This is a genomic window from Streptomyces sp. NPDC085937 (assembly GCF_044540535.1).
Lineage (GTDB): Bacteria > Actinomycetota > Actinomycetes > Streptomycetales > Streptomycetaceae > Streptomyces.
The window spans coordinates 175717-202018 of the sequence record NZ_JBITSH010000001.1 but is presented as its reverse complement, the minus strand read 5'-3'; the positions used below and the strand labels follow the sequence as shown (position 1 = coordinate 202018).

Below are 26302 nucleotides of genomic sequence, written 5' to 3'. Positions count from 1 at the left end.
GCCTCCAGGGGCGTCGGCGCGGACGCCCCGTCCCGGCCGACCGACACCCCGTCCGTGTGCAGCCCCCGCACCCGGACGCGTCACACGCTCAGCGCGGCCCGCACCGTCCCTTCCGCCGCCGCACCGCCCTCCCCCGAGGAGGTGACGCGTCCGGCCTCCAGGACGTAGTAGCGCTGCGCCGCCCGCATGGCGAAGCCGACGTGCTGTTCGACGAGGAGGACGGAGAGACCGCCCCGCCGGGTCAGGGCGAGGACCGTCTCCTCGATCTCGGCGACGACGGACGGCTGGATGCCCTCGGTCGGTTCGTCCAGGAGCAGCAGCCGGGGCCGGGTGATCAGCGCCCGGGCGATGGCGAGCTGCTGGCGCTGGCCGCCGGAGAGCAGGCCGGCGCGGCGGCCGGACAGCTCCCGCAGCACCGGGAAGAGGTCCAGCGCCTCGGCGACGGCCTCCTTGCCGTCCGGGCGTCCGTCGGCGACGAGCTGGAGGTTCTCCGCGGTGGTGAGGTGCGGGAAGGACTGCTGGCCCTGCGGGACGTACGCCACGCCGCGGGCGACCCGCCGGTGCGGGGCGAGGCGGGTGATGTCCTCGCCGTCCAGCAGCACCGTGCCGCCGGTCGGCACGATCAGCCCCATGACCGCGCGCAGCAGGGTGCTCTTCCCGGCGCCGTTGTGGCCGAGGACGGCGGCGACCCCGTCCCTGGGCACCTCGACGGTCACGCCGTGCAGCACGGTGGTGCGGTCGTAGCCGGCCCGGACGGTGTTGATCTGCAGCATGCGCGTCACGCCTCCTCGGCGACGGGAACGGCGGCCGGCACGGGACCGGGTGCGGCGCCGGGCGCGGGTGCGGGACCGGGCACGGGTGCGGGTTCCGCGTCGGGTGCGGGTTCCGCGTCGGGTGCCGGTTCGGAGGCGCGGCCCAGGTAGACCTCCTGCACCTTGGCGTCGGCCTGCACCTCGGTGACCGAGCCCTCGCTGAGCACCTTGCCCGCGTGCAGCACACTCACGCTGCGGGCGAAGGAGCGCATGAAGTCCATGTCGTGCTCGATGACGACGACCGTGCGCTCCTCGCCGACCCGCCGCAGCAGCTCTCCGGTGGCCTCGCGCTCGTCGTGGCTCATTCCGGCGACCGGCTCGTCGAGCAGCAGCAGCTTCACGTCCTTGACCAGCAGCATGCCGATCTCCAGCCACTGCTTCTGGCCGTGGGCGAGCACGCCCGCCGGCCGGTCCCGCAGGGCGGTGAGCCCGGTGGTCTCCAGGGCCCGCGTCACCTCCTCGGGGACACCCTTGCGGCGCCGCAGCATGGTCAGCGGGCCGCGCCCGGCGCCGGCGGCGATGTCGAGGTTCTGCAGGACGGTCAGCTCCTCGAAGACCGTGGCGGTCTGGAAGGTGCGGCCGATCCCGAGGCGGGCGATCCGGTGCACGGGCCTGCCCAGCAGTTCCTCACCGCCGAAGCGGACCGACCCGCTCGCCCTCACCAGCCCGGTGACCGCGTCGACCAGGGTGGTCTTCCCGGCGCCGTTCGGTCCGATGAGGAAACGCAGGTCGCCCGGGCGGATGTCCAGGTCCACGCCGTCGACGGCCGTGAACCCGTCGAACGTCACCCGCAGGCCGCGTACGGTCAGTCCCTCGCCGCTCATGCCGTCCCTCCGGTGCCCGGGGTGGTGATGGGGGTGCGCCGTTTCCGCCGTACGACGGTGACCAGGGAGGCGAGTCCGCCGGGCAGGAAGCCGACCGCCACCACGAAGAGCAGGCCCTGGAGGTAGGTCCACGCGGCGGGGTAGGCGTCCGACAGCGTGCTCTGCGTCCAGGCCACCGCGACCGCGCCGAGCACCGCGCCCGTCAGGCTGGCCCGCCCGCCGACCGCGGCGCCGATGACGAAGCCGATGGACGGCACGATCCCGATCAGCGCCGGGGAGATGATGCCGACGGCGGGCACGAAGAGGGCGCCGGCGAGGCCCGCCATGCCGGCGGCGACGACGTACGCCACCAGCTTGACGTTGGCGGGGTCGTAGCCGAGGAAGCGCACCCGCTCCTCGGAGTCCCGCACGGCGACGAGGAGTTCGCCGTAGCGGCTGACGAACAGCTGGCGGGCGGCGGCCATCAGCAGCAGCAGGACGGCGGCGACCACGAAGTACACCATCCGCTGGTTGACCGGGTCGCCCAGGTCGTAGCCGAAGAAGCCCTGGATGTCGGTCAGGCCGTTGGTGCCGCCCGTGGTGGCCTGCTGGCCGACGAGCCAGATGGCGAACGCGGCGGCCAGCGCCTGGCTCAGGATCGCGAAGTAGGCGCCCTTCACCCGGCGGCGGAACACGAAGAAGCCGAGCAGCGCGGCCACCGCCATCGGCAGCAGCACGGTCATGGCGAGGGCGAAGGCGGGGTTCGTGAACGGCTCCCACCACCAGGGCAGCGCGTCGCCGGTGCCGTACAGCTGCATGAAGTCGGGGAGGGTCTGGCCGGTGACGGCGGCGTCGGCGAGCTTCAGGTGCATCGCCATGGCGTAGCCGCCGAGCCCGAAGAAGACGCCCTGGCCGAGGACCAGCAGCCCGCCGCGGCCCCAGGCGAGACTCACCCCGACCGCGACGATCGCGTAACACAGGTACTTGGCGAGGAGGTTGAGGCGGAAGTCGGAGAGGGCGAGCGGGGCGACCCCGAGCAGGAGCAGGGCGCCGAGGAGGAAGGCGCCGGGGACGCGGACGCGTGCCAGGAACGGGGCCGGGGATTCCGTGACGGGCGGTTCGGTGGCCGTCCTGTCGACGGGGGGTGTCGTTGTCGTCATGCCAGGCTCCTGGTGCGCAGGGTGTACAGGCCCTGGGGCCGCCACTGGAGGAAGACGACGATCGCCACGAGCACGACGACCTTGGCGACGCTGACGGTCGTCGAGTACTCCAGCACCGACTGGAGCACGCCGAGCGCGAAGGCCGTGATGACGCTGCCCTTGAGCTGGGCGATGCCGCCGACGACCACCACCAGGAAGGCGTCGACGATGTAGTTGGTGCCCATCGTCGGGCCGATCGGGCCGACCAGGGTGAGCGCGACGCCGGCCACGCCCGCGAGGCCCGAGCCGATGAAGAAGGTGGTGCGGTCGACGCGTCCGGTGGCGATGCCGGACACCTCGGCGAGGTCGCGGTTCTGGACGACGGCCCGGATGCGGCGCCCGAGCGGGGTGAGCCGCAGGATCAGCGTGAGGGCGAGGACGCACAGCAGGGCGAGGCCGAGGATGAACAGCCGGTTGTTGGCGAGGGTGACACCGCCGACGGAGATGTTGCCGGTGAGCAGGTCCGGCGCCGTGGTCTGCACGTTGGGGGCGCCGAAGACGTCCCGGGCGAGCTGCTGGAGCATCAGGGAGACGCCCCAGGTGACCAGCAGGGTGTCCAGCGGGCGGGTGTAGAGGCGCCGGATGAGCAGCCACTCCAGGAGGGCGCCCAAGGTCCCGGCGACGAGGAAGGCCAGCGGCAGGGCGACGAGCAGGGAGACGCCCGCGCCGCTGACGGACTGCTGAAGGACGTACGTGGTGTAGGCGCCGGCCATGATGAACTCGCCGTGCGCCATGTTGATGACGCCCATCTGCCCGAAGGTCAGGGTGAGTCCGAGGGCGATGAGCAGCAGGACGGCACCGATGCTGATACCGGTGAAGGACTGGTTGAGGACGACCGTCATGAGGCGGCTCCGGGTCGGGGACGGGGAGTGCGGGCGCGCGGGGCGGACCCGGCCGGTGAGGGGGCCGGGTCCCGCCGCGAGGGGCCGTACGGGCTCAGGAGAGGCCGGCCGCCCAGGAGTAGCCCTTGAGGTACGGGTCCGGCTTGATCGGCTTGCCCGAGTTCCACACCTCGGTGATCAGACCGTCCGCGCCGACCTTGCCGATGCGGGCCGTCTTGTGGACGTGCTGGGTGGCGCCGTCGACGATGACGGTGCCCTCGGGGGCGTCGAACGTGATGCCGTCCGCGGCGGCCTTCACCTCGGCCACGTCGAACGAGCCCGCCTTCTCGACCATCGCCTTCCACAGGTGGACGGAGATGTACGCGGCCTCCATCGGGTCCGAGGTCGGCTTGTCCTTGCCGTACGCGGCCTGGTACGCCCGCACGAACTTCTCGTTCGCGGCGCCGGGAGTGGTCTGGTAGTAGTTCCAGGCGGTCAGCTGGCCCTCCAGGTACTGGGTGCCGATGCTCTTGACCTCCTCCTCGGCGATCGACACCGACAGCACCGGCAGGCTCTTCGCGGTGAGCCCGGCGGACTTGTACTCCTTGAAGAAGGCCACGTTGCTGTCGCCGTTGAGGGTGTTGAACACGGCGTCCGCGCCGGCGCCCTTGACCTTGTTCACGATGGTGCTGAACTCGGTGGAGCCGAGGGGGGCGTAGTCCTCGCCGACCACCTCCATGCCGTTGGCCTTCGCGTAGGCCCGGATCTCCTTGTTGGCGGTGCGCGGGAAGACGTAGTCGCTGCCGACCAGGTAGAGCCTCGTCAGCCCCTGCTTCTTGAGGTAGTCCAGGCCGGGCACGATCTGCTGGTTGGTGGTGGCGCCCACGTAGAAGATGTACGGGGACTGCTCCAGGCCCTCGTACTGCACGGGGTAGAACAGCAGCGACCTGTTCCGCTCGAAGACCGGTTTGACGGCCTTGCGGCTGGCGGAGGTCCAGCAGCCGAAGGTGACGACGACCTTGGAGTCCGTGATCAGGGTCTGCGCCTTCTCGGCGAAGGTGGGCCAGTCGGAGGCGCCGTCCTGGCTGACCGGGTCGAGTTTCTTGCCCAGGACACCGCCGGCGGCGTTGATCTCCTTGACGGCGAGAAGAAGCGCGTTGTGCACGGTCACCTCGCTGATGGCCATGGTGCCGGACAGCGAATTCAGCAGGCCCACTTTCACGCTGTCACCGGAGGTGTCGGCTTTCGCGCCGGAGGCGGAGGACGTGTCGCTCCCGGTCTTGGCGCCGCATGCGCCGAGAGCGGCGGAGGTACCGAGGACGGAGAGACCGGTCAGAAGACCGCGCCTGCTGATGCCGAGGCCGGACATGCGGAACCTCCTTGCCCAGAAGGGCGATTGAGGGAAGTGGGGACGGAGTGGGGGGACCCTCCGGGCCGGTCGCCGAAGTGCGTCCACAGCCTGGGGCGGAACTGTTTCCCCGGCGTTTCGGCGCAATTGACGAACCGTATCCAACGGCTTTTCGGCGCGCCTTTATTGCTTCCCCGGGAAAGGATCAGTTCGTGTCAATGCCCTGTAACGGAGGCGCGGTTGGCAGGTACGCTCGACGCGTCCCCAGGGCGGGGGCGTACCCCGGACGCATGCTGAGGAGTGCGATGGCGAGGCGGCCCCGGCGGCCCGAGGAACTGCTTCATCTGCTGACGCGGGCCGAGCGCCTCTCGGTGGAGCGGATCCGGTCCGTGCTCGACGAGTTCGGCTGTTCCGTGGAGGCGTGGCGGGTGCTCGGCCTGCTCTCCGACGGCGCGGGACACCACATGACCGCCGTCGCCGACCACACGTTCCTGCCGGCGCCGACGCTGACGAAGCTGGTCGACCAGCTCGTCGACGACAACCTGGTGTTCCGCCGCATCGACCCGGCGGACCGGCGCCGTGTCCTGGCGCAGCTCACCCCGCGGGGCCTGGAGCGCTGGCAGCGGGTGTCGCGCGCGGTGCGGGCGCAGTGGGCGGAGGCGGAGCCCTTGGCCCCGGAGGACGAGGACGCGCTGCGGACCCTGCTGGCCCGGCTCGGCGACGCGTGGGAGGAGGCGTCGGACGGGATCACGACAGTTCGTGAGGGGCGCGCAGTTGGGCGAGGACGGTGAAGTCCAGCCCGTCCGCCCGCGCGAGATAGATGCGCTGGCGCACATGCCGTCCGTCGAGGCCGAGCAGCCCGCGCGGTCCTTCGTAGCGGACGTCGCCGGCGGTCGCGCCGATGGCGGACACGTCGAGGGTGCGGGCCCGCTCGACGAGCGCGGCGAGCAGCAGCACGCCCTCGTAGCAGGACTCGCCGAGGCTGCCGGGCACGGGCGCGTCGACGCCGAAGCGGGCGGCGTGGCGTCCGTGGAAGTCGAGGGTGTTGCGGTCGGCGAGCGAGGCGAAGTACCCGGCCGTGCTGTAGAGGTCGACGGTGGCCTCGGGGCCGCCGGCGAGGAGCATGTTCTCGTCCATGAGGGTGGACAGCCGCAGACAGCGCCGGTCGAGTCCGGCGGCGGCGAACGCGCGGTTGAAGCGGACGGCGTCACTGCCGACCAGGAGCACGATCACGCCGTCGGCGTCGGCGCGCTCGATGCGCCGCAGCAGCCCGGCGAACTCGTCGGTGCCGAGCGGAAGATACGCCTCTCCGCAGACGCGCCCCCGGCTGCCGCGGGCGTACCGCCTGGCGGCGCGGGCGGTGTGCCGGGGCCAGACGTAGTCGTTGCCGACGACGAACCAGCGGCGCACGCCCCGCTCCTCGGCGAGCAGCCGCATCGCCGGGAGCAGCTGCCAGGAGGGCGTCTCGCCGGCGAGGTAGACCCCGTCGGTGCGCTCGCCGCCCTCGTACAGGGCGGTGTAGACGTACGGCACACGGTGCGCGATCCGCGGGGCGACGGCCTGCCGTACGGAGGAGATGTGCCAGCCGGTGACCCCGTGCACGGCGCCGGTGGCGACGAGGGCCTCGACCTCGTCGGCGACCTGCCGGGGACCGGCGCCCCCGTCGACCTCCACCAGCCGCAGTTCCCTGCCGAGCACACCGCCGGCCCGGTTGACCTCCTCGGCGGCGAGCCGCGCGCAGGACGCGCAGGTGGGCCCGAAGATGCCTGCGGGCCCTCGCATCGGATAGACGAGGGCGACGTTCAGGACCGACCCGTCGGCCGTGAACCACTCGGGGGTGCGGAGACGGGGCGGCGGCCTGTGCATGGCCCACATGATGGCGGCCGAGGTGGAGCTCCCCAACCGGCGGTTCGCAGGGTGAGACCGCCGGCCGGGGAGGGCGTGGTGTCCGGCGTCAGCCGGAGACGGTGATGGTGGAGCTGCCGCTGCTCTGGTAGCCCTCGGTCGCCATGATCATGTAGTACCGGAACTGTCCGAGGTTCATCCCGGCGCGTGCCCAGGCGTCGAAGTGGTTGCCGGTGGTGATGGTGCCGGAGCCACTGGTCACCTTCTGCTGCCGGACGCTCCAGTACTGGTCGAAGGTGCGGGTGCCCTCGACCGAGGGGGCGTTGTACCGGGTCGTCCTGTAGATGTCGTACGTGCCGCCGTCGCTGGAGACGGTGCCCCGGAACTCACCCGTGGGCCGGTAGCTGCCCCAGTTGTCGACGATGTAGTACTCGACCAGAGGGTTCGAGGTCCAGCCGTAGAGGCAGCCGTAGCCGTTGCCCGACGGGTTGAAGTAGCCGTTGTAGCGGACCGTCCTGCGTCCGCCGTTGCCCCAGCCCTTGCCGGCGACGAAGTTGCCGCAGTTGGTCCACCGGGTGCTGTAGCTGCCGCCGCCGTTGAGCGTCATGGAGACGGAGCCGCCGCCGTCGGTCCAGAACGAGTAGTACATGCCGTCGTAGCCGGTCTGGTTGGTGGTGATGGTGGTGGCGGCGTGCGCGGTGCCGGGCAGTACCAGCCCCGACGCGGTGGCGAGCGCGGCGGCGCCGGCCCCGGCGCCGACGAGGAAGCCGCGGCGGCTCAGGCCGCTGAAGGGGGCGGGGTTGTGCTGGGTCTCGTGCCGCTTGCCGTCCTGGTACATGCGTCCTCCCGATGAAGGCCGGTGGGGGGCCGGGCGGCTGCTGCCACCCGCTGCCTTGCATGGCCGACCACCGTCCCCGGCGGCAAGTGACGCCTGGGGCACGGGGGTTGGCTGTCGTGCGGTGGCCACAGTGTTCGTAGAGCGACATGAGCGTGTCAACAGTTTCGACGCACTTTCGGAAACTTGCCCTTTGCGGGCGAGGTCTTGACTTGACCATATGCGCTGGTCAGGCACGACCACCCACGACCTTTCGCGCGAGGCGGCACCGGATTCCCGAAGATGGCACCGTAAGCCCGAGCCAGAAGGGCGAAACTTTCGGGCGCTCGCGGACGGGTCGGCGGTCACCCGACGCGACACCGGCGCGGCAACCCACCCGCCCGGAGCCCCGCGAAAGTAACGACAGCCCCCCGAGCTCCCGCGAGAACCAGCCACCGGCACAGGCCTGGACGCACCGCACGCCGGTCCGGCGCCGCCACTTCGCGGCACTCGGCGCCCCGATCCCCCAGCGCACCCCGTAGCCTCCCGCGCTTCGGCCCCCCCTCTCGCCACCAACGCATTCACGCCAATCCAAGCCACCCGGCACTTCGTTACCGACCGCGCTACAACCATTCCACTGCGTGACGCACATCACGGCGGAGAACCGATGGTTGCCCCGGTTTCCGCCTCTTTATCGGGTTGGACGAGCCTTCAAGATCCGGTTTCCATTAGGGCCCTGAACCGCGGGGGCGGGACCTCCCGTGGGAGCCGAGAAGGGGGTCTCGATGCCACAGGCACGAGGGATATTCAGCAGACGTCAGTCATTGGCCATCTTCGGTGGCATCGCGGCAGGCACCGCGGTGCCCCTGAGTCTTTTCGGGTCCTCCCGGCCCGCGTACGCGGCGGCCGCCGTGACGGACGACGGCGGCCCCCGGCTGCCCGACACCGACCGCGGCAAGGCCGTGCAGGCGTACCGGACCGGCGGCCGCGCGGTACGCACGGCCGCGGCGGCGGCGCTCGTGGGCGGCACGGACGACGTGACCACGTTCCTCAGCACCCGGTTGCCGGCGGCCACGGCCGAGGACAACCGGTTCACCCTCACCCAGGCCCTGGTCAACGCGGGCAAGGCGACGCGTACCGGGATCGGACAGGCGCTGTCCGGCGGGGACGCGGCGGTGGCCGCCTACCTCGAGGGAGGCTTCCAGCCGTCGGTGCGCGAGGACCTCCGGGTCGCCGTGACCACCGTCAACGCGCACGGCGGCAAGGCCGTGAAGCGTGAGTCCTCCGAGGCCCTGGCGACCGGAACGGACTTCGCGCTGCGGCGCTTCCTCAGCACCGGGCAGTACGACGCGCACGACGAGGACCAGCGCGTCCAGGTGACCTCCATCCTCGTGACCGCTTCACCGCAGGTGCGGGAGTACGCGTCACGGGCGCTCGACGACGGGTCGCCGCGGGCGATCCAGTGGTTCCTGACGACGGGGCAGTACATCGCCCGGGCGCGGGACGAGGAGTCGGCGACGATCCAGCAGTTGGTCAAGATCGTGGAGTCGGAGGGGCAGCTCGCCGAACGCAAGACCGACGAAGCCGTCGAGCTGTCCCAGCAGGCGGTCCAGGCCGCCGAGAAGGCCAAGGCGGCCGCGCTGGAGGCGAAGGCCGAGGCGCAGGCCGCCGAGCAGGATGTGCAGCGCTCGGCGAGGGCTGCGAACAAGGCGGCGCGGGCCGCCCAGGGTGCCGCGGCCGCCGCGTCGACGGCGGTGTCCGCCTCGCGCACCGCGCAGGCCGCGGCCCGGCGTTCGGTGTCCGCCGCGAACGCCGCCGCGGCAGCCGCCGCAGCGGCGGGGCGCGCCGCGTCGCGTGCCTATCACGCCGCGATCAGCGCGTCGAAGAACGCGAACATGGCGGAGGCCGCCAACCAGGCGGCGCAGGCCGCGCGGGCCATGGTCAGCTGGGTGCGGTCGGTGGCCGCGAAGGCCAAGCTCGCCGCCCTCTCCTCCGACGCGGCGGAGGCCGCGGGCATCGCCGCCGCGGGTGCCGCGGTCAACTCGGCCGCCGCCGCGCGCGCTTCCGCCGACGCCGCCGTGGCGTCCGGTGCCGCGCAGTCCGAAGCCGCCGAGGCGCAGCGCCAGGCCGCCGTCGCGGAGGCCGCCGCCGGCCGGGCCACCGCGGCCGCGAGCCGGGCCTCGACCCTGTCCCGCAGGTCGGCCGCGGCCGCGCGCACCGCGTCCGCAGCCGCCGACAGCGCGGCCGACCACGCGGAGAAGGCTGCCGACGCCGCCGAGGAAGCGGCCCGCAACGCCGGCAAGGCCGTGGACTACGCCAACCGCTCCACCGCAGCCGCGAAGGCCGCCCTGGAAGCCGCGACCAAGGCGTACGACGCCGTCACCGAGGCGCGGGAGGTCGAGATGGAGGCCCGTGAGGCCGAGATCGCCCGGCTGAACGAGGAGACCGAGGAAGCCGTCGAGGTCGCCAGGCAGCAGCGGCGTGAGGAGACCGACCGCCTGGAGCGCGCCAACCGGGAGCGCACGCAGGAGGCGCGACTGTCCGAGGAACTCGTCGCGCTGATCACGGCGATGGAGACGGCCCTCGCCGACGGCAGGACCGGGGAGGCCGTGAGCAAGGGACGGCAGGCCGCCGTCCTGCTCCTCGACCGGTCCGGCACGTGGACCCGGGAGGCAGCGGAGTTCGCGCTGGCCGGCTCGGACGAGGACGTACTGCGTTGGATCGAGGCCGACCGGATCATCGCACTGGAGCAGGACAACGCCGAGAACGCCGCGGCCGTCTCCGCTGTCTCCACGCAGAACGTGGCCGAGGCCGCCGCGACCGCGCTGCGCAGCGAGGACGCCGCCGTCATCCGGGCCTTCCTGGAGAAGGGCGCGGTCGAGGCGGCCAGGGACGACAACGAGGTGGAGATCACCACGCTCCTCGCAGCCCCCACCACCGGCACCGCCGTGCGGCGGGCCGCCGAGGCCGCCCTGACGGACGGTTCCGCCGAGGCGTTGCACACCTTCCTGCACGTGGAGCGCGCCGCGGCCGTCCATGAGGACGACAGGGTGGCGGCCACCACGCTCCTGGCGAACGGCGGTCCGTACGTGCGGGCGGCGGCGCAGGTCGCACTCGAAGGCGACACGCACATGCTGCGCCAGTTCATCGGAACGACGCAGCACGAGTTCGCGCGCATCGACCACGATCACTCCACGCACATCAGCGCTGTCCGTGCGGCGATCGCACGGGCGGCCAAGATCGCGCAGGACGCGCTCGAGGACGCGGCGCGCGCCTCCGAGGCAGCGGCCGTCGCCCGGGATGCCGCCGAGGAGGCCACCACGTGGTCGAACAAGGCCAAGGGCTGGGCGGCCGACGCCAAGAATTCCGCCGAGGAGGCCCGCGAGAATGCGGAGGCCGCAGAGGCCTCGGCCGCCTCCGCCGCCAAGTCCGCGCAGACCGCGGCGAACGCGGCCGCGGCGGCCCGGAAGGCGAGCGGTGTGGCACGGGACGCGGCCAACCGGGCCGTGCGCTCCGCGTCGACCGCCGCCGCCTACGCCGCCGACGCGCAGGCCTCCGCGACGAAGGCCCGGCAGGCAGAGCTGGCGGCGGGCAAGTCCCACGCCCAGGCGGCCAGGGCCGCCACGGAGGCGCGGATCCTGGTCGTCCAGGCCGCCATCCGGCAGGCGATCCAGGACGCGATCGACAACTCGAAGGTGCCGATCGACGGCAAGACCGGGCTCCCCGACGGCGCCGAAAGCTGCCTGACGCCGTTCGGCGACCCGATCGAGCACAGCAACAGCACCAACCCGTGGGAGTTGGGCTGGAGCTGGCTGAGCGGCACCGGTCCCCGGTCGCAGTGCTTCGGCCCGGACGACGAGTTCACCCGGCTCTACCGCGAGCACGCGCACACCAAGGGCGCCATCGACTACTTCCTCAGGGAGTGGCAGCGCACCGGGAAGTACCAACTGGGCCGCACCTACATGTACGACTACATGCTCAGCGGCTTCGACGGTGCCGGCAAGTACGTCACCGACTACGGCACGCTCACCACGGCCGGGCTCACCGGGAACCTCGCGTACACCTTCCTCGGTTCGCACCAGGTCCGTATGACGCCCATCCGGGAGAACGCGGACGGCTCGGTCACCTGGCGCTACACCGCGTACAACGAGTCGGACATCGAGTCGGCTACGCACCCGCCGGTCATCGGGTACACGGACTGGTGGAGCGACACCGTGGGCGCGTTCGTCGACAAGGTGGTCGGCGACGAGGGGCCGATGTCACCCAAGACCCAGGTGATCGAGTTCGACGTCACGTTGGGCCCGTGACGCGCGGGAGGGGGGCCGGACGGTGGCTCCTCGCCGTGCTCTCCGCGTCCGTCCTGCCGCTCGCGGGGTGCTCCGAGGCCGTCGACCCCCAGAAGCTGACCGGTGTGTACCGGAACGACGACGGCGGGCAGATCGAACTCTCGGCGGACGGCACGTTCTCGGCCACCCGCGTGACGACGGGTGAGGGCGCGGGCCCGGTCGACCTCACCGGCACCTGGGACTACGAGGACCCGGACGCAGGAAGCGACTTCGTGTACCTGGGGATCGAGGACGGCGGGCTCGACGGCATCGGCGGTATCCAGCTCTACGTGGACGACCAGGACACGCTGTACTTCCGATTCGATCCGGACGGCCCGGTCACGCAGACGTTCGACAGGACGGAGTGAGCCGCCGGGCGGCGCCGGACCGTCAAGGCCCCGGCGCCGCGCCACCATCCTTCACCGGGCGGGTGCGGATCACGACGACGGTCCGCACCCACCGGTCACCGCCCCCTGCCCGTTTCGGCGCGCGATCGGACGTGCTCTCCATCTGCCCGCACTCATACGGGGCTTGAACGCAGACAATCCCAACCTTCTAGGACTGTGATGAAAACACGCAACACATTCGTGCGCGTACTGGGCTCCGCGGCCGCCGCCGGCGCCCTGGCCTGGACGGTGCTCGACCAGGGCCCCGCGGGAGCCGCCTCCGGCCCCTCGGCCGAGGCCGTCGCCGACGCCGCGCCCGGCTACGCCGTCGAGGACTACGCCTACCCGAACGCCGACAAGATCCTCACCGAGCACGACGTGCTCCTCAAGCGCGGCGACGGTCACATCGTGCTCACCGACTGCGCTGCCGGGGGCAACCTCCTGCAGTTCCTCACCCGCGATCACGACGACGTCTGCTTCGAGGTCACCGCCGACGAGGGCTTCCTGACCCTGGAACTGCCCGCGGTGCACGGCGTGAAGACGGAGGACTCGGCCAACACCCACCTGGAGATGACCGCCGAGGACGACCAGGTCGAGTACGACATCCCCGCCAACACGTGGGAGGGCGTCGGCGAGTCCGTCGACGGCCGCGAGCACGTGCTGGTCGAGATCACCGTCACCAACTGAGTCACGCGATCCCGTGATTGAGGAACCCACTCTTATGTCTCTCATCAGACGTCCCCGGACGGCCGCGCTCGGTGCGGTCCTGGCCGCCGGGTCGCTCGCGCTGGGCGCGGCACCCGCGGTCGCCGTCACCGGCGGCACACCGGTCGCCGGCTCGGACACCACCTACGCCTACACGGCGAAGATCACCGTGGGCGCCCACGACCGCGGCTGCTCAGCCGTCCTCGTCGACGCCGAATGGCTGCTCACCGCGGCCAGTTGCTTCGCCGACGACCCGGCCGCCTCGCTCGCCGTCCCGGCCGGCGTCCCCTCCAGGACGACCACCGCCGTCATCGGCCGGCCCGACCTCTCCGGCACGCAGGGCGCCGAGCGCCGCGTCGTCGAGATCGTGCCGCGCACGGACCGCGACGTGGTCCTGGCCCGCCTCAGCCGGCCCGTCCTCGACGTGACCCCCGCCCCCTTCGCCACCACGGCGCCCGTGTCCGGTGCGGAGCTCACCTTCGCCGGATACGGCCGTACCGACACCGTGTGGGCGCCGCCGAAGCTGCACACCGGCACCTACACCGTGGACTCCACCGAGGCCACCTCCGCGAACGTCACCGGCAAGGACGCCGCCGCCTGCATGGGCGACACCGGGGGCCCGGTCGTCTCCGCCGGCAAGCTCGTCGGGCTCACCAGCCGGTCCTTCCAGGGCGGCTGCCTCGGCACCGACGAGGCCCAGACCTCCACCGCGGGTGTCGTCGCGCGGGTCGACGACCTCGCTTCCTGGGTCGAGGAGAAGGCCGGCGCCACCCGTGTCGTCGACTTCAACGGCGACGCCGTCGAGGACATCGCGATCGGCGACCCGATGGCCACGGTCGGCGGCGACACCACCGCGGGTCTCGTCCGCGTCGTCCTTGGCGGCGGCAAGGGCACCGCCGAGATCACCCAGGACCTCGACTGGGTGCCCGGCGGCTCGGAGGCCGGGGACCACTTCGGCAACCACCTCGCGACCGTCGACTACAACGAGGACGGCTACACCGACCTCGTGGTGTCCGCGTCCGAGGAGGACCTCGGCAGCGCGGTCGACGCCGGCTTCGTCGACATCCTGTTCGGAGGCAAGGGCGGCCTCGGCAGCGGCCCGGCTGCCCGCCACCTCGAACAGGGCGCCGGTACCGGCTCCATCGGTACCGCCAAGCCCGAGAGCAACGACCGGATGGGCGCCGCCCTCGAGGCGGGCACCACCGCCGAGGGCAGGCCGTGGGTCCTGATCGGCGTGCCGGGCGAGGCGATCGGTTCGCTCGCCAAGGCGGGCGGCGCCTACTACGTGCACGGCGACACCAGCATCAACATCACGCAGGACTCCCCCGACGTCCCCGGCGCTGCCGAGGCGAACGACGGCTTCGGCACCGCCGTAGCGGGCGACTCCAACTTCATCGCCGTCGGCGCTCCCAACGACGCCATCGGCGGCGACGCGAACGCGGGCAACCTCGCCGTGTTCAGCCACAAGCTGGACAGCGCCGGACGGCCCACCGTGGTCACGGGACTGGACCAGGACAACGCGGAGATCAACGCCGGGGCCGAGGCAGGTGACAAGTTCGGCCAGGCACTCGCGCTGGTCGCCTACCGCCCGGCCGGCGCGGCCACGGCCACCGACTCGATCCTCGCGGTCGGCGCGCCCGGCGAGGCCCTGGCCGCCACGAGCGGCGGCCCGCAGCTGGCCGGCGCGGGCAACGTCCTCCTCCTGCACTTCAAGGCGGACGGCGGCTGGGAGTACCTGCGCGCACTGAACCAGGGCTCCGGGACCGACGACCGCTCCGGCACGATCGAGGCGGGCGACCAGACCGGAGCGTCCCTCAGCGCGGTCAACATCGCGCCCCGGCAGGTCGGTTCGGCCGAGACGCTGAAGATCGCCGTGGGCACCCCCGGCGAGGACCTCGCGGGTGTCACCGACGCCGGCGCCATCCACACCTTCTCCCTGATGGGGGCGGCGGGAGCCAACGATCTGTGGATCGAGGCGGGTGACGGCGACGGCGTTCCCGGTCCCCCGAGTGCGGGTGCCAAGCTGGGCACGAGCATCCACTTCACCTCACGGAACCTCTACGCCGGAATGCCCTACGGGCCCGTGCCCACCGGTGCCCTGCACGTCCTGCCGTACCCGAACGCCGTGACGGGCGGCACGAGCAGGCCCGCGACCACGTACCAGCCGGGCCAGGGCGGACTCCCCTCCCACGGCGAGTACTTCGGGTACGCGGTGCGCTAACGGCCACCGCCGTAAGGCACGCTCGTCGGCCCCGCCGGGCTTCGGCCCGGCGGGGCCTCGCGCGCCTACCGCATACCCGCCGACGGCCCGTCCGCCGTGACGACCAGCGCCGCCTGGTCGTCGTCGACCGTGTGGCCGCACATGAACGCCCGGATGTCCTCCGTCAGCGTCCGTACGACGTCGGCCGCGGTCGGGCGGGAAGGGGCGGACGCCAGGGCGTCGGCCAGTCGCGCGTCCCCGTACTGCTCCGTGCCCGCGGCCCGGCACTCGGTGATGCCGTCGGTGTACAGCACCAGGCTCTCCGTGGGACGCAGGGTGAAGCGGACCGCCTCGAGCGTGGGCGGGATGCCGATGCCGATCAGACCGCCGGGGGCCTCGACGGGGGTCACCGTGTGGCCGGCGTCCAGCAGGAGGGGCGGTGTGTGGCCCGCCCTCACCAGGTCGACGGCGAGTCCGTCGGCGGCCGGCGTGAGATGGCCGTAGACGAGCGTCACGAAACCGTTGTTCTGGTGGGCGTTGCGGTCGTTCAGCGCTCTGTCGACGGCCTTCACGATGCCGACCGGTTCGTCGATCAGCGGGGCGACGGCACGAGCGGTGTGCCGGACCAGGGCCGTCGTGGTGGCCGCCCTCGCCCCGCGCCCGCACACGTCACCGAGGACGAAGGACCAGCTGCCGTCGCCGCGGGGGAAGACGTCGTAGAAGTCGCCCCCGATGTCGAGCCCTTGGCCCGCAGGGCGGTAGAGGGCGGCCAGCTGCGCGCCGGGGACGTCGGGCAGGTCCGGCAGCAGCAGGCCGGTCTGGAGGTCACGGGCGAGGGCGGCGCGCTGCGCGTACTGGCGGGCGTTGCGCGCGGCCGAGGCGGCGCGGCGGGCCACTTCCTCCGCCAGGGCGATCCGGTGGCCGTCGAGGGAGGAGTCGTCCGTCGCGAACAGGCTCAGGACGCCGAACGGCCGCTCCCGGTCCATGAGCGGCACGCAGACGTATCCGGTGACGCCCAGCTCCCGCCAGAGTCCGGGACCGACCGGGGTGCGGCGGGCCACCTCGGTGAGGCCGGTGGCCAGGACCCGTGCGACGGCGTCGTCCCCGGTCTCCCTCAGGGCACCGTGCGAGGCGAGCAGTTCGCGGGCGTGCCCGGTCGTGGCGGCGACCGCCACCCGGTGCACGCGCCCGGCCTCCACGACGTCCACGGCGGCGAGCGGGGCCAGCACCGGGACCGCCAGGTCGGCCACGCGTTGGAGGGTCTGCCCCTCGTCCAGCGGGCCGGCCAGCGCGGTGCTGACGTTCAGCAGGAAGGAGAGGTCGTCGCGTGCCGCCTTCTCCCGGGCGTCGGCCACCCGCCGGGCCTGCTCGGCGTGGTGCCGCTCGATGGCGAGGCCGGCGGTGTCGACGAACAGGCGGGCCAGCGCCAGGTCGGTGTCCTGGGGGGCGCGCGGTGTGCGGTGGTACATCGCGAAGGTGCCCAGCACCCGCCCGTCACGGGCGAGGATCGGCGTGGACCAGCACGCGGCCAGCCCCGCCCGGACGGCCAGGTCACGGAAGTCGTCCCACAGGGGGTCGGTGGCGATGTCGGTGACGATCACCTTGCGCCGCCGGTGGGCGGCCGTGCCGCACGAGCCGGCGCCCTCACCTGTGGCGATGCCGTCGATGGCCTGGTTGTAGAAGACGGGCAGGCTGGGCGCGGCGCCGTGGTGCAGGTGGCGGCCCTCCTCGTCCGCCAGCAGCACCGAGACGATGACCCCGGGAGACAGCTCCTCGATCACCCGGCACATGCCCTCCAGCACCTCGGGCAGCGGCGCCTGGCGGGCGATCTGTTCGAGCAGGGCGCGCTGCTCGGCGGCCAGGCGCCGGGCGTGCTTGGCCTGGGTGGTCTCCACGCCGATCATGCGGACGCCGATGACGTTGCCGCCGGCGTCGCGGCGGGCCTCGTAGGTGAAGTCGACGAACGCCTCACGGGCCTGGCTGCCGACGCCGAGGACGACGCGGGTGTCCCGGCCGACGTGCCGCTCCCCCGTCCGGTAGACCTGGTCGAGCAGCGCGAGGAAGCCCTGGGCCTTCAGCTCGGGCATCAGATCGCCCAGGGGCACACCGGTGCGTTCCCGCCGCTCGCCCCCGATCGCGGTGAAGAACGCCGGGTTCGCGGCCTCCAGCACATGGGCGGGTCCCGCCATGGAGGCGAACAGCGCGGTCGACGTCCCGAACAGCAGCGACAGGTCCTCGTCCGAGGCCCGTGCCTCCGGTGACGGGCGCGCCCCCCGCGGTGACCGCGTTTCCCGTTCAGCTCTCATCTCGCCCCTCCGCCGGCGCGTGCGGCGCGCCGGCACTCGTTCCCCCCGGCACCGGCCCCTGCCTCCCGCGGGACCCTGTGTCCTGGCGTCCCGGCTGCCCGGCACGCCGCCGGTCATGACGGGGTGTGGCGCAACGAACGCGGAAGCGGCACCCCGGCCGGGCCGTACAGGACGGCACGGAGAACCGGTCCGCCCGTGAGGGACGGGTCACCGGGACGGGCCGGTGCCGTCGGCGGCGCCGCCCGCGGCGAGGGCGGCCAGCGCGTCGGCGACCGTGTCGTGCAGGGGGAGCAGCTGGGAGATGCCGGTCATGGTCACCATGCGCACGAGACGGTCGGGAACGCTCGCGATGCGGAGCGACCCGCCGGCCTCCTGGGTGGCGTGCATCAGGACGATGAGGGTGCTGAGGCCGGTGGAGTCGACGAAGTCCACCTGGGCCATGTCCAGGACGAGGTGCGGAGCACCTTGTCCCACGGCGGTGAGCGCCTGCGCCCGCAGCACGGGCGCGGTGTGCAGGTCGACGTCTCCGGTGACGACGACGACGGCGGTGCGCTCCCCGGTGTAGCTGATGTTCGTGTCGAGGGTGTCACTCACGTGAGACATCACTCCTGGACGGGCGGCTCTGATACGGCTGGCGGGTGCGGAGGCGGGGTCACCGCCGCCCGGTCGCCGGGAGAGGACGGGCAAAGGTGCGCATTCCCCCACCGGGCCGGGTCAACCCTGCGGTCCGTTCCGGGTGCCGGAGCTGTGGACGGCGGGGACGAGATCGGCGAGACCCGAGACGGTGAGCACGGGTTCGAGCAGCGGGGGGACGACCAGTTCCAGCCGCTCGGCGTGGGCGAACAGCACGCTCAGCCCGGCGCTGTCGAGGTACTCCACCTCCGTCAGGTCCAGGACGAGGGGGCCCGCTGCTCCGTCCAGGGCTTCGGCGAGATGACCGACGTTGCTCATGTCGATCTCGCCGCTGACGGCGAGCCGGACGGTGCCGTCGGGGCTCCGTCCGGGTATGAGCGTGAGCGGGGTTGTCATCAGGCGATCCTCATCTGCATGTCGACGGTGGTGCCGGACGGGCCGGGAGAGACGGTGACGTGCTGCATCAGCGCGTGCATCAGGGACATGCCCCGGCCGCGGTGAGCGTTGTTCTCGGGCTGCGGGACCTTCCACCGGCCGCTGTCGGCCACCGTCACGCGCAGGGTGTCCACCAGGGCCACGGCGCGCAGCCGTACGTCTTCTCCCGGGGCGTTCCGATGGCCGTGCTCGATCGCGTTCGCGCACGCCTCACCGGCGGCGACGAGTACGTTCTGCACCGTGTTCGGCGGCAGGTCGCACTGGGCGAGCCAGCTGCGCAGCGCCTTGCGGACGGGTGCCAGCTGGGAGGACTCGGCCGGGAAGGTGATCTCCAGCGGCGCCGGGTGACGGTACAGCAGCAGCGCCACGTCGTCGTCGTACCCGCCGGCCGGCGCGAGCCGCGACATCACCGCGCTGGCGAGGTCCTCGACCGGCATCTCGCGGCCCTCCTGCATGGCGTCGCCGGCCTGCTCGATGCCCGTGCTGAGGGGACGCCGCCGGCGTTCGACGAGACCGTCGGTGTACAGCAGCAGCGTGGCCCGGGCGGGAAGGGAGCACGAGGCCTCCGGGCGCGGCCGGCCCGGCCGTACGGCCAGGGGCAGCGCGCGTCCCTCCTCCAGCAGCCGGGTGGTGCCGTCGGGATGCACCAGGATGCCCGGCGGGTGCCCGGCGCTGGAGTAGGTGAGCTCTCCGGTGGCCGGGTCGAGCACACCGCAGAACACGGTCGTGCACAGCGCGCCGGCCACGCTCGCCGCGAACTGGTCGAGCGCCGTCAGCGTCCGGGCGGGGCTGGGGTCCTGGAGCAGCAGGGCGCGGCACGCGCTGCGCAGCTGCCCCATGACGCTGGCGGCCTCCAGGCCGCGTCCGACGCAGTCACCCACGACGATGCCGATGCGCCCGTCCGGCAGGGCGACGGTGTCGTACCAGTCGCCGCCCACCTCCAGGGGGCGCGTGGCCGGTTCGTACCGCACGGCGAAGCCGTCGGGGAGCTGTGCGGGGCCCAGGATGGCGCGCTGGAGCGCGATCGCGGCCTCGCGCTGCTGGTCGATCTGGTGCGCCCGCACCAGGCCCTGCGCGAGGTGCCCGGCGAGCAGCGACAGCAGCAGCTGGTCCTCGGAGCTGAAGGGTCGGTGTCCGCCCAGGTCGGCCCACAGGGCCAGCGGGCCCTGCGGGTGTTCCAGCAGGACGCCCGCTCCGCTGTCCTCCGTCACCACGGTGAGCGGGGGCCGGCTGCGCAGCGCCGCGAGCAGTTCCCGGCGCTCGGCCGGCAGGTCCTCCCACCGCAGGTCCGCGTCGGTGGCCGTGAGCGACGGTGTGTCGTCGCTGCCGAAGACGGCGGCCACCACGACGTCCGCGTGCCACAGCGACCGCAGCTGGTCCAGTGCGCCGGACAGCGCCTCGGGCATGTTGGAGGCGCGGGACAACGAGGTGCTCAGCGCCGCGAGCGCCGACTCGCGCTGGATGGCGTAGTGCTCGGCGGTGACGTCGCGGAAGGTGCCGACCGTGACCCGGCGCCCCGTGTCCGGGTCCTCGGCCTTGTTGTAGGTCACGGCTATCCACAGCCGACGGCCGTCGCGGCTGGTGACCGGCACGGTGTACGAGCCCTGCGCGTTCACCAGCAGGCCGGCGAAGGCGTCGCCGACCTCCTCGTGCGCGCCCGGGTCGGAGACCGCGTCCGGCCACCACGGGTGCACCGGGGCGTACGGCAGGTCCTCGGGCCCGTAGCCGAGGATGTCGGTGAAGGCGGCGTTGATCTCCACGACGGCCCCGGACTCGTCGCAGACGAAGAACGCCTCCTGGAGCGAGTCGATGAGGGCGGTGCGCCAGCGCAGGTGGTGGCCGCGCAGCCGGGCCAGTTCGACGTTGGCGCGGACCCGGGCGAGCAGTTCGGCGGCGGCGAAGGGCTTCACCAGGTAGTCGTCGGCGCCGGCCTGCAGTCCCTCGATCGACGCCTCCTGCCCGGCCCTGGCCGACAGCAGCAGCACCGGCACGGAGGCCGTACGGGGGTCACCCCGCAGGCGTGACACCAGCTCCAGGCCGTCCAGCCGGGGCATCATCACGTCGCTGACGACGAGGTCGGGGGTGCGGCGGCGGGCGGCGTCGAGCGCTTCGACGCCGTCGGTGACCGCGGTGACCTCGTACCCTCCGGCGGTCAGGATGCGGGTGAGGTACTCGCGCATGTCGGCGTTGTCGTCGGCCACCAGCACCCGCGCGCTGCGCGTGGGACCGGCGTCCGACCCGAGCGGGGCGGCGCCCTCCGGCTCCGGGCCGTCGTCTGCCGCGGCGCCCGGCGCGCTCTCCGGGAGCCAGCGGAGGGCCTCGTGGACGTAGGGGTCGGCGGTGGCCGAGGCCGGGGTGCCGGCGGGAGCGGCCACGACGGAGTCGGCGGGCAGGTGCTCGGTGCCGAACGGCACCCGGATGGTGAAGGTGGTGCCCTCCCCCTCGGCGCTCTCGGCGTCGATCGTGCCGCCGTGCAGGCCGACGAGTTCGCGCACCAGGGCCAGCCCGATGCCGCTCCCCTCGTTCGACCGGGAGCGGGCGTTCTCGATGCGGTGGAAGCGCTCGAACAGCCGGGGCATCTCCGCCTCCGGCACGCCTGTCCCGGTGTCGGCCACCGTGACCACGGCGTGGGAGCCGGACCGCCGCACGGCGACGCGGACCGTTCCCTCGAAGGTGAACTTCAGCGCGTTGCTCAGCAGGTTCAGGACCACCTTCTCCCACATGGTGCGGTCCACGTACACCGGCTCGTCCAGCGGGGAGCAGTCCACGTCGAAGGTGAGCCCGGCCCGCTCCACGGCCGAGCGGAAGACGCTGGCCAGTTCCGCCGTGACCGCGCCCAGTTCGACCGGTTCGTAGCTGGCCTGCATCCGGCCGGCCTCAATGCGGGAGAAGTCCAGGAGCGTGTTGACCAGCTTGCCCAGCCGCAGCCCGTTGCGGTGGATGACGTCGAGTTCGGCGCGTATCTCCTCGCCCGCGTCGGTGAGCCGGGTGCGCAGTTCCTCGACCGGTCCCGTGATCAGGGTCAGGGGGGTGCGGAGCTCGTGGCTGATGTTCGAGAAGAAGGTGGTCTTGGCCCGGTCCAGCTCCGCCAGTTCCTCCGCGCGCCGCTGCTGCGCCTCGTAGCTGCGGGCGCTGCCGATGCCGGACGCGATGTGTCCGGCCGCCAGCTCGATGAACCCGCGGTAGCGCTCGTCCAGCTCGCGGTAGCGGTTCAGGGCGGCAACGAGGAAGCCGTACGGCGCGCTGCCCTGCTGCAGCAGGGGCACCACGAGTGCCTCCTCGGGAGGCTCGGGCCAGTCGCCGCCGGGCAGACCGTCGAACGGTGCGCCGGTCAGCGGGACCACCCGCGCCTCGCCCTCGGCCAGCGCCGCGGCGGGCCAGGGGCCCTCGGAGCCGGCCCCGGGGAGAGAGCGGGGTGCGAGGGGCAGGCCGGGGGTGACGCCGGTCGCACCGGCCAGCCGGGCGTCGTCGCCGTCGAACAGGTAGGTCAGGGTGAAGGGCAGGTCCTTGCGGTTGCGGGACAGCTGCCGGTCGGCGAAGGCCAGCACCTCCTGCTCGGTGCGGATCACGCTCGGGTCGGAGCCCAGGTCACGCAGGGTGGCCATGCGCCGCTCGCCGATCACCCGCTCGGTCTCCTCGCTGACTACGCAGAGCATGCCGACGATGTCACCGGCGTCGTCCCGCAGCGGGCTGTAGGAGAACGTGTGGTACGTCTCCTCGGTGTAGCCGGAACGCTCCAGGAAGAGGAGCAGTCCCTCGTCCCACGTGGCCTGCCCCGTGCCGAGCACGGCCTCGATGCGCGGGCCGATGTCCCCCCAGATCTCCGCCCACACCTCGCTCGCGGGCCGGCCCAGCGCCCAGGGGTACTTGCGGCCGAGGGTGTCGCGCCGGTAGGCCGCGTTGCAGAAGAACGTCAGCTCCTCGCCCCACGCCATCCACATCGGGAACCGGGAGGAGAGCAGGATGCTGACGGCCGTCTGCAGACTCTGCGGCCACTGCTGCGGCGGGCCGAGCGGTGTGGCCGCCCAGTCGACCTCGGCGAGGTCCCTGCCCACCTCCGGGTCGGCGGTGAACACCTGTGCGTCGATTCCGTCCCGCGACCCGTTCACCGACCGGCCTGCACGCTCCACGCGACACCCTTTCCCTCATGCCGGCCCACGTCCTCGGCCACGTCCCTGCCCACCCGTGCGGTTCGCCCCGTCACCCCTCAAGGGGATGCGCCCCACCCACAGGCCACCGGTCGCGGAGCTCAGGATAATGCGGGCCCTCACGACACCTGCGCGGGAGGTACACCAACGGGACACATGACGGCGGCGGGGAGTCCGTCACCCCCTCGGCCGCCGCCGGCCAGGGGCCGGGAACCGTCCCGTTGACCTTCGTCCTCGTGGGGTGTTTCCGCGCCGGATCACGGCAAACGCGGGGTTTCCAGGGGCCGGCGGCGGAAAGCGGGTTCGGGGGTGGCTGAGTCCGGCGCCCCGCGCCCGAGATGCGCCGGCGGAAGGCCCGGGCGAGTCCGCATTGCACCGGTGCGGGACTCGCCGGGCCTGCGCACTACAGGAACTCGCTCCGGTAGACCGGGGCCAGCTCGGCGGCGAGGCGACGGCGTTCGGCGGCCTCGTCCTCCGTCAGCTCGGGGGCCGGCGCGTCCATGCCGGCGACGACGTCCCCGATGCGCATGAAGTACTCGTCCTGGCCGGCCGGGGTGCACATGCACAGCATGCGGGCCGGCGCACCCGAGACGTTACGGAAGTGGTGCGGCGCGTTGGCCGGGACGTTGACCGTGGTACCGGCCCGTACCGTGTGCTTCTCGCCGCGGAAGGTGAACTCGATCTCGCCTTCGAGGATCGTGAACATCTCCTCGAAGTCGTGCCGGTGCGGCGGCGGGCCGCCGCCGTCAGGGACGTGCATCTCGATCAGGCAGTACCGGCCGTCGGTCCGGTCGCCGGTGACCAGCATGGCGTACGTGTTGCCCACGAGGGAGACGTACGTCGTGTCGCGGTCGTCGGGGGCCGCCACGGTCAGCGAACGGGACGGGTCGTCGTCGGGGATCATCGTGGTCGCCTCCTGGAAGGTCGGGTGGGCGTCAGGCGCCGACGCGCAGGTCCCCGCGGTCGACGAGTTCCACCAGGTGCGCCAACTGATGCGCGTCGCTGCGCACGAACAGGTCGATGCCGCGTACGCCGCGCCCCTCGTCGGCCGGCGCCGGCGACAGGTACGCCTACGACGCCGACGGCAACACCACCGAACGCCCGGACGGCAGCACCACCCAGCAACTCGACCGGAACAGCGAGGGCAAGCTCAGCCGCCTGACCGAGGACCCGGACGGCGCCGCCCGCGCCACCGACTACATCTACGGCGCCGACGGCAGCCTGCTCATCCGCCGGGACACCTCGGCCGGCGGCGAGACAGTCCTCTACCTCGGCGCCACCGAGGTGCACCTGAAGGGCGGCAAGACCTGGGCCAACCGCTACTACACCCACGGCGGCGAGACCGTCGCCCTGTGCACCAACCAGTCCGGCACGGCCAAGACCAGCTACCTCACCGGCGACCAGCACGGCACCGGCACGGTGGCGATCACCTCCGACGACCAGGCCCTCACCAAGCGCTACCTGAGCCCCTTCGGCGCGGAACGCGGCGACACCACCGCGAACTGGCCCGACGACAAGGCGTTCCTCGACAATCCCACCGACACCACCACCGGCCTCACCCACGTCGGCGCCCGCGAGTACGACGCCGCGATCGGCCAGTTCATCAGCGTCGACCCACTACTGCAGACGGACATCCCGCAGACCCTCAACCGCTACGGCTACGCCGCCCAGAAGCCCGTCACCCAGGCGGACACCAGCGACTCGGCCTGGCCTGCGGCCTCCGGTTCGGCGTCGCCTGCCCGACCCGCCCCGACGGCACCCCCGGCAACGGCCGCCCCAACGAGGCCGTCAAGCCGGTGTACGCCTGCCCGAGCCTGATCAACCCGCAGTGCCCGGAGTACACGGGCGGCACCTCGGGCGGCGGCGGCCACAGCGGCGGTAGCCAGGCCGGATCCTTCGGTGGCGGCACCTCCACGAGCAACGCCTCCCAGCAGAAAGCCGTCCAGGTCAACGACGGCTGCAAGGACTGGGGTTTCCTGTCCAGTGTCTGCCGCAGCGTCGGAGAGGTCTCCTACGGCGCCATCAGCAACGTCCCGCACGCAGTCGAGTACGCCGGCTGGCTCTGGGACGAGGACTGCTGGGGCGGTGGGCCGGGAACGCCGGGCTGTGACTACGGGGCGCAGTTCGACCAGTGGGTGGCCGAGCAGGGGCTACGACATCTCCAGCGACGAGTACCAGGCGCCTTCGGCACTGGCGGCGATCTTCGCGCACAACGGCGTACGCAAGCCCAAGCCGACCGGCGACGTGGGCCCGGGCTGGTTCCCGTACGGCAGCGGAAAGATCCCCGGGGGATGGAGCGGTCCCGACATGACAAGGAAGTACCGCAAGGACGCCAATAAACCCGGCTTTGTATGGCGTGCCCCCAAGGGCCAGGACAGTGTACGCATCGACAAGGGCGACCCTAATTCGGCGCACGCCACTCAGCAGGTGGATCACGTCGTGATCAACTCAGGCGGCAGGACCGTGGGACGCAATGGCGTGCTGCTGCCTCCCAACGCGAGAATCCAGGACTACCCGGTCGAAGCGCACGTACCACTGAGCGAGTGGCAGACATGGAGGAGCTGGAATGCCCCCTGAGGGCCCTGATGACACGGACCTGCAGACACCCTGGTTGCGTGACCAGCTTGTCGACTGGCTCCGGCAGCTCGGGGACAGGAGCCAACTAGAAACGCTCCGCGTTCCGTCCGGAAGCGAGTCCCTGGACCACCTGCTGGACTTCTTCGACGACACCGGGGTGCTGGACGACCCCGGGGCACGCATCGGCTACCTGCTCCGTGACGAGAGAGAGGCGGAAGCCATGCGAAGGCTGGGCCTCGTCCTCGACGAGGCGTTGCACTCACAGAAGTGGGGACCGGTCATGGCGAATGCCCGGGAGGCTCTGGAGGTCATGGAGGTGAGTACTCCTTACGATGACTGAGGGCGGTGCGGTCGTGGAACACGTCGGCGGTTGGCTGCGGCGAGACAACCTGAAGGGATTCCTCGTCGCCCTGTCGGAGGTCATCGGGTACCGCTTCGACGGCTCCGACTGGGGAGCCGTCGAAGCGGGGCTGGAGGTGGGGGCGGGCGGCGACGGCTGGTTCGGTTATCCGCTGGGCGACGACGCCGCTCTTGAGGTCGCCATGTCCCGGGTCGTGGAGGAAGGGGAGACGGAGGTCAGGGTCGTTGTGGCCGAAGGGCTGGCCTGCCTGCGGGAGCAGGTGCGGGTGGCTTGGATGATCTTCAATCGGTTCGAGGTGTCGCCCGAGGTGGAGATGGCCGACTGAGACAGGGCTGGCCCGGCTCCGGATCTCGGTCCGGGGTCGGGGTCGGGGTGGTCGCGGCCCGGGGCACGTCGCGGACCAGTTCCACCGCGTCCGGCCCGTACGCCTGGGAGTTGACCACCTTCAGCAGCAGCACGAACGCGCCGCCGCCGCGCTTGCCGTTCACCGGTGGTCAGCCGGGCCAGCAGTACATACTCGGAGACCCCCCCGGGTCCATGCGGTGGCGCTCACACCTGCCTGGAAGGCGCCCCGGCCCAGGGCC

The 26302-nt window shown here is 72.3% G+C and carries 21 protein-coding genes; 9 read left to right on the top strand and 12 right to left on the bottom strand.

Annotated elements, in window-relative coordinates; genetic code table 11:
- Window positions 1-80: 80 nt before the first annotated feature.
- The 5 genes from urtE to urtA form a co-directional block, all read right to left on the bottom strand.
- Window positions 81-773, bottom strand: coding sequence for an urea ABC transporter ATP-binding subunit UrtE (gene urtE / locus ACIF8S_RS00840; RefSeq protein ID WP_399996539.1), 693 nt, complete (start codon window positions 771-773; stop codon window positions 81-83).
- Between the two features lie 5 nt (window positions 774-778).
- A complete protein-coding gene (gene urtD, locus ACIF8S_RS00835) occupies window positions 779-1636 on the bottom strand; it encodes an urea ABC transporter ATP-binding protein UrtD (protein WP_399996538.1) in 858 nt (285 codons plus the stop codon).
- Window positions 1633-2775, bottom strand: a complete 1143-nt coding sequence (gene urtC, locus ACIF8S_RS00830; RefSeq protein ID WP_399996537.1) for an urea ABC transporter permease subunit UrtC — start codon at window positions 2773-2775, stop codon at window positions 1633-1635. The genes urtD and urtC overlap by 4 nt, the downstream gene beginning before the upstream one ends.
- Window positions 2772-3656, bottom strand: coding sequence for an urea ABC transporter permease subunit UrtB (gene urtB, locus ACIF8S_RS00825; RefSeq protein WP_399996536.1), 885 nt, complete (start codon window positions 3654-3656; stop codon window positions 2772-2774). The genes urtC and urtB overlap by 4 nt, the downstream gene beginning before the upstream one ends.
- Window positions 3657-3750: 94 nt before the next feature.
- Entirely contained in the window at window positions 3751-5004 is a 1254-nt protein-coding gene (gene urtA, locus ACIF8S_RS00820; protein WP_399996535.1) for an urea ABC transporter substrate-binding protein, read from the bottom strand.
- A 284-nt stretch (window positions 5005-5288) separates the two neighbouring features.
- On the opposite strand from urtA, the gene ACIF8S_RS00815 reads away from it, so the two are divergent.
- Window positions 5289-5774 carry a MarR family winged helix-turn-helix transcriptional regulator gene (locus ACIF8S_RS00815; protein ID WP_399996534.1) on the top strand — a complete coding sequence of 162 codons (486 nt, stop codon included), beginning with the start codon at window positions 5289-5291 and terminating at the stop codon, window positions 5772-5774.
- Here the strand turns inward: ACIF8S_RS00815 and ACIF8S_RS00810 are convergent.
- A complete protein-coding gene (locus ACIF8S_RS00810) occupies window positions 5731-6849 on the bottom strand; it encodes a substrate-binding domain-containing protein (protein ID WP_399996533.1) in 1119 nt (372 codons plus the stop codon). The genes ACIF8S_RS00815 and ACIF8S_RS00810 overlap by 44 nt on opposite strands.
- Window positions 6850-6937: 88 nt before the next feature.
- A complete protein-coding gene (locus ACIF8S_RS00805; RefSeq protein ID WP_399996532.1) occupies window positions 6938-7666 on the bottom strand; it encodes a glycoside hydrolase family 11 protein in 729 nt (242 codons plus the stop codon).
- An 836-nt stretch (window positions 7667-8502) separates the two neighbouring features.
- On the opposite strand from ACIF8S_RS00805, the gene ACIF8S_RS00800 reads away from it, so the two are divergent.
- The 4 genes from ACIF8S_RS00800 to ACIF8S_RS00785 all read left to right on the top strand — a co-directional run bounded on the left by ACIF8S_RS00800 (window position 8503) and on the right by ACIF8S_RS00785 (window position 15279).
- Window positions 8503-11949, top strand: a complete 3447-nt coding sequence (locus tag ACIF8S_RS00800) for a hypothetical protein (protein ID WP_399996530.1) — start codon at window positions 8503-8505, stop codon at window positions 11947-11949.
- Window positions 11946-12335: a hypothetical protein gene (locus ACIF8S_RS00795; RefSeq protein WP_399996529.1), complete on the top strand. Its 390-nt coding sequence runs from the start codon at window positions 11946-11948 to the stop codon at window positions 12333-12335. The genes ACIF8S_RS00800 and ACIF8S_RS00795 overlap by 4 nt, the downstream gene beginning before the upstream one ends.
- Window positions 12336-12533: 198 nt before the next feature.
- Complete coding sequence (locus ACIF8S_RS00790; protein WP_399996528.1) at window positions 12534-13040, top strand: hypothetical protein; 507 nt, start codon at window positions 12534-12536, stop codon at window positions 13038-13040.
- Window positions 13041-13074: 34 nt separating this feature from the next.
- Entirely contained in the window at window positions 13075-15279 is a 2205-nt protein-coding gene (locus ACIF8S_RS00785; protein ID WP_399996526.1) for a S1 family peptidase, read from the top strand.
- Window positions 15280-15344: 65 nt separating this feature from the next.
- Here ACIF8S_RS00785 and ACIF8S_RS00780 read toward each other — a convergent pair whose 3' ends face one another.
- The 5 genes from ACIF8S_RS00780 to ACIF8S_RS00760 all read right to left on the bottom strand — a co-directional run bounded on the left by ACIF8S_RS00780 (window position 15345) and on the right by ACIF8S_RS00760 (window position 23684).
- The gene (locus ACIF8S_RS00780) at window positions 15345-17564 is read right to left on the bottom strand and encodes a SpoIIE family protein phosphatase (protein ID WP_399996524.1); all 2220 of its coding nucleotides are present in this window, start codon (window positions 17562-17564) and stop codon (window positions 15345-15347) included.
- 207 nt (window positions 17565-17771) lie between these two features.
- The gene (locus tag ACIF8S_RS00775) at window positions 17772-18167 is read right to left on the bottom strand and encodes an STAS domain-containing protein (protein WP_399996523.1); all 396 of its coding nucleotides are present in this window, start codon (window positions 18165-18167) and stop codon (window positions 17772-17774) included.
- Window positions 18168-18278: 111 nt separating this feature from the next.
- On the bottom strand, window positions 18279-18593 hold the full coding sequence (locus ACIF8S_RS00770) for an STAS domain-containing protein (RefSeq protein WP_399996522.1): 315 nt from the start codon (window positions 18591-18593) through the stop codon (window positions 18279-18281).
- Entirely contained in the window at window positions 18593-22762 is a 4170-nt protein-coding gene (locus tag ACIF8S_RS00765) for a SpoIIE family protein phosphatase (RefSeq protein WP_399996521.1), read from the bottom strand. Before ACIF8S_RS00765 ends, ACIF8S_RS00770 begins: the two co-directional genes overlap by 1 nt.
- Window positions 22763-23183: 421 nt before the next feature.
- Window positions 23184-23684 (bottom strand): cupin domain-containing protein, encoded by a 501-nt coding sequence (locus ACIF8S_RS00760; RefSeq protein ID WP_399996520.1) that lies wholly within the window; start codon window positions 23682-23684, stop codon window positions 23184-23186.
- Window positions 23685-23800: 116 nt separating this feature from the next.
- Here ACIF8S_RS00760 and ACIF8S_RS00755 point away from each other — a divergent pair, with 116 nt between their 5' ends.
- The 4 genes from ACIF8S_RS00755 to ACIF8S_RS00740 all read left to right on the top strand — a co-directional run bounded on the left by ACIF8S_RS00755 (window position 23801) and on the right by ACIF8S_RS00740 (window position 26043).
- Window positions 23801-24598 carry an RHS repeat-associated core domain-containing protein gene (locus ACIF8S_RS00755; RefSeq protein ID WP_399996519.1) on the top strand — a complete coding sequence of 266 codons (798 nt, stop codon included), beginning with the start codon at window positions 23801-23803 and terminating at the stop codon, window positions 24596-24598.
- Window positions 24599-24886: 288 nt separating this feature from the next.
- Window positions 24887-25357: a hypothetical protein gene (locus ACIF8S_RS00750; RefSeq protein WP_399996518.1), complete on the top strand. Its 471-nt coding sequence runs from the start codon at window positions 24887-24889 to the stop codon at window positions 25355-25357.
- A complete protein-coding gene (locus ACIF8S_RS00745; protein ID WP_399996517.1) occupies window positions 25347-25697 on the top strand; it encodes a hypothetical protein in 351 nt (116 codons plus the stop codon). The genes ACIF8S_RS00750 and ACIF8S_RS00745 overlap by 11 nt, the downstream gene beginning before the upstream one ends.
- The gene (locus ACIF8S_RS00740) at window positions 25690-26043 is read left to right on the top strand and encodes a hypothetical protein (protein ID WP_399996516.1); all 354 of its coding nucleotides are present in this window, start codon (window positions 25690-25692) and stop codon (window positions 26041-26043) included. Before ACIF8S_RS00745 ends, ACIF8S_RS00740 begins: the two co-directional genes overlap by 8 nt.
- Window positions 26044-26302: the final 259 nt, after the last annotated feature.